Below are 7308 nucleotides of genomic sequence, written 5' to 3' on the forward strand. Positions count from 1 at the left end.
TAATCGCGCCACCCTCCTTCTGCGCACCATTGAGCATCCGGGCCATCTTCCGCGGCCGCTCAGTTGAGAGCAGACACGGTCGGCGGCAGCCGCGAGGGTCGGCGCCATGACGAAGCAGCTGGATGAGATGCCGATGGATTTCGAGCGGGCTCTGTGCGTGGTCGCCCACCCCGACGACATGGAGTTCGGTGGCGCCGGGGCGGTGGCGTCGTGGACGGCCGCCGGGAAGGAGGTGGGCTATGTGCTGCTGACGCACGGCGAGGCAGGCATCGACGGGATGCGGCCGGAGGAGGCGGTCCGCGTCCGTGAGGCGGAGCAGCGCGAGAGCGCGGCGATCGTGGGCGTGGGCAGCGTGGAGTTCCTCGGCCACCCGGACGGTGTGGTGGAGTACGGAGTGGCCCTGCGCCGCGACATCGCCGCGGCGATCCGGCGCCACCGCCCCGGACTCGTCGTCGGCTACAACCACCGCGACACCACGCACACCGGCCGGTGGAACACCGCGGACCACCGCAACACCGGGCGGGCTCTGCTCGACGCGGTGGCCGACGCGGGCAACCGCTGGATCTTCCCGGACGCCGGGGAGCCGTGGGGCGGCGTGCGCTACGTCGCCATGGCCGGTTCCCCCGATCCGACCCACGCGGTGGACGTGACCGGAGCCGTCGACGCCGCGGTGGCCTCCCTGGAGGCGCACCGCACGTATCTGGCGTCCCTGGGCGGCGGCGGACCGGTTGATGTGCGCACCCCGCTGACGGGGCTGTTCCGGGCGACGGGCGAGCGGTTCGGCGGCCGGTTGTCGATCCCCTTCGAACTCGTGGTCGGCTGATCCGTCCGAGAGCCGGAAAAGCGCTCCGGGTGCGCAACTTTGGCCAGGCGGACCCGGGCCGCGTCCCTACTCTCGGCCGCATGGCAGCTATCCCATACATGAAGTACGAGGACGTGGCCCGGGCCCTGGACTGGCTGAGCGAGGCGTTCGGTTTCACCGAGCGGGAGCGGTTCGCGCACCCGGAGGGCCCGGTCTTCCACGCAGAGATGCTGACGCCCGCCGGCGATCCGGTGTATCTGGCCGGGCCGGGGGACGACTACCGTTCGCCCGCCCGCACCGGCCACCTCAACGCGATGGTCTCGGTCGACGTCGAGGACGTGGACGCCCAGTACCGGAGGGCACAGGCCGCCGGCGCCAAGCTGGTCTTCCCGCCGACGGACACCCCGCAGGGCACGCGGGTGTGCAAGGTGGAGGACCACGAGGGCCAGGAGTGGTTCTTCAGCCAGAAGCTGACCGCAACGGGGCAGCGGACGTAGGAGTCCGCGTCGCGCGCCGGCGAGAACAGGGGAAAGGGACCGGGAGCGACTCCCGGTCCCTTTCCCCTGTCCGGCCTCTCACCAGGCGACCGGCAGGGCCTTTAGGGAGTGGATCACGACGTTCTTCTTCCAGGGCAGCTCCGTCTCAGGCACGGCGAGCCGCAGCCCGGGGAAGCGGCGCAGCAGCGTGGCGATGCCGATCTGCAGTTCCAGCCGGGCGAGCTGGGCGCCCACGCAGTGGTGGATGCCGTGGCCGAACGAGGTGTGGGAGCCGGGCTTGCGGGTGATGTCGAACCGGTCCGGGTCCTCCCAGACGGCTTCGTCGCGGTTGGCGGAGTTGGTGATGGCGATGACGCCGTCCCCGGCCTTGATCAGCTCGCCCCCGACCTCGACGTCCTCGACGGCCACCCGCATCAGCCCTCCCGCGGCGCCGCCCGGGATGAAGCGCAGCAGTTCCTCCACGGCGTCGCCGATCAACTCGGGGTCGGCACGCAGCGCCTCCAGTTGGCCGGGGTTGCGCAGCAGCACCAGGACGGCGTTGGCCAGGCGGTTGGCGGTCGTCTCGTAACCGGCGACGATCAGGCCGCCGGCGAAGGAGACGAGTTCGCGCTCGCTGAGCCGGTCGTCGTTGTCGCGGGCGGCGATCAGGACGCCCAGCAGGTCGTCCGCGGGCTCGGCACGGCGCTCCTGGACCATGGCGGCGAGGTAGCCGATCAGGGCGTTGCGTGCCGCGACGGCCGACTCCAGCTCGTCGGGCGAGGTACGGAACATCATGTCCGACCACTCGCGGAACCTGTCGCGGTCACTCGCCGGCACACCGAGCAGGTCGCAGATGGTGATGATCGGCAGCGGCGCGGACAGTGAGGAGACCACGTCACCGGGTGCGCCCGCCTGTTCCATGGCGTCCAGCAGTCCGTCGACGGTGGTCTGGATGCCCTGCCGCATCCCCTCGATGCGCCGGACCGTGAAGGCGGGGGCGACGAGCCGGCGCAGCCGGGTGTGGTCGGGCGCGTCCTTGCTGACGATGGAGTCGGGGTCCCCCTCGACCCCCGGCATCAGCTTGGGCGCCTCGGGGCGGGTGGCGGCCTGGCGGCTGAACCGGGCGTCGTTGAAGACGAACCGCACGTCCTCGTAGCGGGTGACGACCCAGGCGATGTCACCGCTGGGGAGGGTGACGCGGCTGACCGGTTTCTCCGTGCGCAGCCTGGCGTACTCGGGCGACGGGTCCAGGGCGGAGGTGATCGGGAAGGGAAAGCGCGGCGGCGCCCCGCCCTCTTCGGCCGGGCGGGCGACTTCGTCGGTGCGGGCCACGACGGCTCCTTGTCTCCGGGGCGCGACACGTCCCGGGCAGTCGGTGGGGTACGAACGGAAGGTGGGTCGACGGGGCGTACGGGCCCGGCGGGACGCCCAGGGTCACCAGGCCACCGGCAGTTCGTGGACCCCGTGGACGAACATGTCGGTGCGGAACGGGATCTCCTCGTCCGGCACCGCCGTGTGCAGGGTGGGGACGCGGGCGAACAACGTGCGCCACAGCACGCCCAGTTGCAGGCGGGCCAGGAGCTGCCCCAGGCACTGGTGGAGGCCGTGCCCGAAGGCCAGGTGGTCATGGGCCGGGCGGTGCGGATCGAGCCGGCCGGGGTCGGGGAAGACGCTGGCGTCCCGGTTCGCCGAGGACAGCACGACGACGACGCCCTCACCCGCGCGGATGGTGCGCCCGGCGATCTCCACGTCCTCCACGGCGACCCGCCGCAGCCCGTAGTCGATCACCGTCTGGTGGCGCAGGGTCTCCTCGACGAGGCCCGGTACCACGGAGGGGTCCTCGCGCACTGCCGTGAGCTGCTCCGGGTGCCGCAGCAGCGTCAGCGTGCCGACGCCGATCTGGTTGGCGATCGTCTCGAACCCCGCGATCATCAGCAGAGTGGCGATGCCGACGACTTCGTCGTGGCTGACGCCGTCCCGCTCACGGTGTGCGGCCACCCTGCTCAGCAGATCGTCCTCGGGCTCCTCGGTCTTGCGTCCGACGAGGCGGTCCAGGTAGGCCCGGAGTTCGTCGCGTACGGCCTGGCGGCGCACGGGGGTGGCGGACTGGTCGCCGATGACCGCGGTGCATTCCTGGAAGAAGTCGCGATCCGCGTACGGGACGCCGAGCAGTTCGCAGATGACCAGCGTCGGCAGCGGCAGGGCGATGCGCTGTACGAGGTCCGCGGGGGCGCCGTGCTCCAGCATGGCATCGATCAGGTCGTCGACGATCTGCTGCACGGCCGGGCGGAGCGCCTCGATCCGTTTCTTCTTGAACTCGTCGACGACGGCCCGCCGCAGCCGGCTGTGTTCCGGGGGGTCCATGCGGATGAACGTCCCCGGCCCCGGGGGCCGGACCGTCATGCGCGCGGGGAAGCCCTCACGGGAGAAGTCGGAGCTGAACCGGTGGTCGGAGAGGACGGCGCGGGCGTCGGCGTGGCGGGTGACGAGCCACACGTCACTGCCGTCGAAGTCGAGCCGGGCCCGGTGCAGTGGCCGGTTCTCGCGCAGGTCGTCGAAGACGGGTGCCGGATCGAGCGGGCACGTGCGCGGAACCGGGTACGACGTCGGCAGATTCGAGTCGTCCAAGGTCGCGTCCTTTACGTCCAACGAGGGGCCGCCGGGCGGAGTGCCCGGGGGCCATCCTCGTCAGCGGACGCTTCCGGATCTGCTCAACTTTGCGCGACCCCTGGAACGGGCCGGCTCACTCGACGGTGTAGTCGAGCCGGTAGGTGGCGTTGCCCGCCTCCTCGTGCATCGCGGTGAAGCCGCCGGTGCCCGTCAGGCCGGCCAGTTCTCCCGTGCCGGAGCCGGGCACGACGCTCCAGGTGACCTCGGCGGCCTCCCCGGTCAGCTCGCCGGTGTGCTGGAGCGCGAAGCTGCCGGACCTGCCGCCGACCCGCCCCACGATCTGTTCGAGGCCGACGAACGTCGTGGACTCCTCACTGCGGTAGAACATGACGTACTGCTGCACTCCGTCACCCTCGATGTCTCCGGTGTAGGAGTACGAGATGGCCGAACTCGTCAGTTTCCTGCCGTCGGCCTCGGTGAAGTCCTTCTCGTCCCAGCTCTTCAGGACCCGGGTTCCGGTGGCCTGGTGCCCCATTCTGTTCCCCTCGTGGATGCCGGATGTTGTCGTGTCGCTCAGCGGTGCCCGCCGGACGCGCCGGGCTGCTCCTGAGCATGCCCTGCCGGTCCGCCCTGCGTGAACCAGTCGCGCATACCGCCCTCGATCCCGGCGACCTGGCGCCAGATCAGGCCGTCGCGCAACACGTAGGCCCCGAATCCGAGTTCCCTCTCGCCGCGGACGCTCATCACGGCGCGCATGAAGATGGTGTCCTCGCTGTGCGTGTACTCCAGCAGGCGCTCGTACTTGGCCTGGATGTCCATGTACCGGCCGAAGGTGTCCCGGATCTCCTCGAAGCCGTCGAGGATGCCCTGGAAGCGGACGACGACGGCCTCACGGTGGTAGGTCTCCATGAGGCCGTCGATGTCCTTGTTCTGGAGGCAGTCGATCTGGCGCACGAAGACGGGGTGGCAGCCGGACAGGTCGAGCGTGGACATGGGTGTCTCCCTTGTTCGGGTGGACGTTCGACCGGTCATCGGCCGAACGGTGGGCTGACGGGTGGTCGGTGGGCTCACGGGGCCGTCGCGGCGTCCAGTGCGCCGCGGACCGTCGCGAGCGGTTCGTCCGCGGCCTCCCTGAGGTAGAAGTGGTCGCCGTCCACGACGCGCAGGTCGAAGCCGCCGCGTGTGGTGTCGCGCCAGGCCGCCATCTCGTCGGTCCCCACCTGGGGGTCGCGGGCGCCGACGAGTGCGGTCACCGGGCAGGACAGCAGTCCGCCGGGCAGCGGCACGTACGTCTCGTGCATCTCGAAGTCGGCGCGCAGCGCGGTGCCGAACGCCTCCAGCAGGCCGGGGTGTTCGAGCACCTCCGGCGGGGTGCCGCCCATGTTGGCCACCGCGGCGAGGAACTCCTTCCGCGGCAGCGGATGCAACGGCGGCCGGCGGGCGGGCAGGTGCGGGGCGCGGCGCGCGGAGACGAACAGGTGCCGGGGCTCACCCCAGCCGCGCGCGACGATCTCCCTGGCCGTCTCGTAGGCGACCGCCGCTCCCAGGCTGTGGCCGAAGAAGGCGAAGGGGCGGTCGAGCAGCGGGAGCAGACCGTCACACAGCGGCCCGAGCAGCTCGGGCACTCCTCGGTACGGTTTCTCCCTCAACCGCGTCTCCCGGCCCGGCAGCAGCACCGGGCGAACGTCGGCCGTGGGCGCCAGACGCCGCTGCCAGGGCCGGAAGACGGCTGCCCCGCCGCCCGCGTGCGCGAAGCAGAACAGCCGGACACCGGCGCTGTCCGCTTCACCGTTCTCCGCGGTCCAGTTCTCTCCCACGACGCTGTCCTCCCTTCTCCTCTTCTCGTGCCCGGGCCTCATCCGGACCGGGCTGACAACAGGACGGACGTTCCGACACCGCCGAAGCCGAAGCTGTTCGACAGGGCGTGAGCGAGGTGCGCCGGCTCGGCGCGCCGGCCCGCGAACCGCAGGGCTGCGTCGACGGGCCGGCGCAGGTGCACGTTCGCGTGGACGAAGCCGCCCGTCATCTGGACCACGGTGGCGACGGCCTCGACCACTCCCGCGGCGTGCAGACAGTGGCCGGTGAGTGCCTTGGTGGCGTTGATCCACGGCCCGTCCGGACGTGCGCCGAACAGCCGCCGCAGGGCCGCGGCCTCGGTGCGGTCGCCCAGCACGGTGCCGGTCCCGTGGGCGTTGACGTAGTCGACGTCCTCAGGGGAGAGCCCGGCCATCCGCAGGGCGGCCGACATCACCCTGAACTCCCCGTTCTCGTCCGGGTCGGCGAGAGCGTTGCCGTCGAGGGCCAGGCCGTAGCCGGCGATCTCGGCCAGAACGGGGACCTGCCGCCGCCGGGCCGACTCCCGGGTCTCCAGCACCAGGGCTCCGCAGCCCTGGCCGGGTACGGTTCCGCCGCCGTCCTCGTCGAAGGGCGCGCACACGGGCGGGTTGTCACCGTCCCCGCCGCCCGCGATCACCCCCAGGTTGAACAGCGCCTGCCGTTCCAGCGTGGAGAGCTCGCTGAGAGCACCGACGACCAGGCAGACGTCGACAGCGCGCAGCGCCAGCAGCCGGGAACCGGTGATGATGCCGACATTGCCGCTCGCCGACGCGCCCCCGACGGTGCACCCCTCCCCCGTGATGTCCAGCACCTGGCTCAGTACCCCGACGTGGTCGGTGTCGAGCAGGTGGAGGGCGGCTCGGCCGGGGACGTAGGAGCGCCCGGCCCGCAGTTTGGGATACAGGCTCTCGGTGTAGCTCCCGGTGAGGTTGCTCCCCGCCACGACCAGGCCGATCCGGTCGGCCGGCGGCCCGTCCCGGCCGAGTCCGGCACTCTCCCATGCCTCCAGGGCGGTCACCACCGCCACCTGGATCCCCAAGGGCGCGCGGCGGGCGGCCCGCAGCGCCGAGTGCCGCAGGCCCGAGGAGAGACCGGACCGCCGTTCCAGCGCCGCCGCGAGGTCGAACGCCGCCAGTTCGGCGCCGGCCGCCGGCTCGCCCGGGCCGGTGCGGGAGCACCGGGCGGTGCCGCACCGGCCCTCACGCAGGGCGGTCCGGAAGGACTCGGTGTCCTCGGCGACGGAGGTGCGCACCCCCGTCCCCGTGATGACGACCGCCGTCCCGGGGACGGGCGTCAAAGGTGTTTCCGCAGGAGGTCGACGAGGCTTCCGATGTCGGGTATCCCCTGGAACTCGGCCACCGGTACGGCGACGCCGAGCTGTTCGAGCGTCAGGGCGACCACCTCGGCCCGGTCGATGCTGTTGCATCCCAGGTCCGCCATGGACACCTCCCGCCGCACCTCGGCCGGGTCGATCTCCGGTACCACCGTCACGATGTTGCTCCGCACGATCTCCAGAACCTCCGGAGCAGAGTTCACGTTCAACGTCCCTCGTCCTCCTTCTCGGCCGTCCGGCCGCCGTTGTCG

Annotated in this window: 9 protein-coding genes; 2 read left to right on the forward strand and 7 right to left on the reverse strand. The window is 71.6% G+C overall.

The genetic code is table 11. The features are described 5' to 3' along the window. The first annotated feature begins 106 nt into the window (after nt 1–106). Nucleotides 107–823 (forward strand): PIG-L deacetylase family protein, encoded by a 717-nt coding sequence (locus Sdia_RS18640; protein ID WP_100454178.1) that lies wholly within the window; start codon nt 107–109, stop codon nt 821–823. A gap of 80 nt (nt 824–903) precedes the next feature. After that, a complete protein-coding gene (locus Sdia_RS18645) occupies nt 904–1299 on the forward strand; it encodes a VOC family protein (protein WP_124287760.1) in 396 nt (131 codons plus the stop codon). 78 nt (nt 1300–1377) lie between these two features. On the opposite strand, the gene Sdia_RS18650 is transcribed toward Sdia_RS18645, so the two are convergent. The 7 genes from Sdia_RS18650 to Sdia_RS18680 form a co-directional block, all read right to left on the reverse strand. Then, on the reverse strand, nt 1378–2610 hold the full coding sequence (locus tag Sdia_RS18650; RefSeq protein ID WP_229831325.1) for a cytochrome P450: 1233 nt from the start codon (nt 2608–2610) through the stop codon (nt 1378–1380). 102 nt (nt 2611–2712) lie between these two features. Continuing rightward, nucleotides 2713–3906 (reverse strand): cytochrome P450, encoded by a 1194-nt coding sequence (locus Sdia_RS18655; RefSeq protein ID WP_115069419.1) that lies wholly within the window; start codon nt 3904–3906, stop codon nt 2713–2715. Nucleotides 3907–4021: 115 nt separating this feature from the next. Next, the gene (locus tag Sdia_RS18660) at nt 4022–4423 is read right to left on the reverse strand and encodes a DUF3224 domain-containing protein (RefSeq protein ID WP_100454169.1); all 402 of its coding nucleotides are present in this window, start codon (nt 4421–4423) and stop codon (nt 4022–4024) included. Nucleotides 4424–4461: 38 nt separating this feature from the next. Beyond that, on the reverse strand, nt 4462–4881 hold the full coding sequence (locus Sdia_RS18665) for a nuclear transport factor 2 family protein (protein ID WP_100454167.1): 420 nt from the start codon (nt 4879–4881) through the stop codon (nt 4462–4464). A gap of 74 nt (nt 4882–4955) precedes the next feature. Beyond that, nucleotides 4956–5705: a thioesterase II family protein gene (locus Sdia_RS18670; RefSeq protein WP_223123496.1), complete on the reverse strand. Its 750-nt coding sequence runs from the start codon at nt 5703–5705 to the stop codon at nt 4956–4958. A gap of 38 nt (nt 5706–5743) precedes the next feature. Further along, complete coding sequence (locus tag Sdia_RS18675) at nt 5744–7021, reverse strand: beta-ketoacyl synthase N-terminal-like domain-containing protein (protein ID WP_189500238.1); 1278 nt, start codon at nt 7019–7021, stop codon at nt 5744–5746. Continuing rightward, on the reverse strand, nt 7018–7260 hold the full coding sequence (locus Sdia_RS18680) for a phosphopantetheine-binding protein (RefSeq protein WP_100454426.1): 243 nt from the start codon (nt 7258–7260) through the stop codon (nt 7018–7020). Before Sdia_RS18680 ends, Sdia_RS18675 begins: the two co-directional genes overlap by 4 nt. Nucleotides 7261–7308 lie beyond the last annotated feature (48 nt).

It is taken from the genome of Streptomyces diastaticus subsp. diastaticus, from assembly GCF_011170125.1.
In the GTDB taxonomy this organism is placed as follows: domain Bacteria; phylum Actinomycetota; class Actinomycetes; order Streptomycetales; family Streptomycetaceae; genus Streptomyces; species Streptomyces diastaticus.

Excerpts from the sequence above, each read along its gene's own strand:
- Sdia_RS18640 (WP_100454178.1), top strand. The coding sequence starts at position 107 with ATGACGAAGCAGCTGGATGAGATGCCGATGGATTTCGAGCGGGCTCTG.
- Sdia_RS18645 (WP_124287760.1), top strand. The coding sequence starts at position 904 with ATGGCAGCTATCCCATACATGAAGTACGAGGACGTGGCCCGGGCCCTG.
- Sdia_RS18660 (WP_100454169.1), bottom strand. The coding sequence starts at position 4,423 with ATGGGGCACCAGGCCACCGGAACCCGGGTCCTGAAGAGCTGGGACGAG.
- Sdia_RS18665 (WP_100454167.1), bottom strand. The coding sequence starts at position 4,881 with ATGTCCACGCTCGACCTGTCCGGCTGCCACCCCGTCTTCGTGCGCCAG.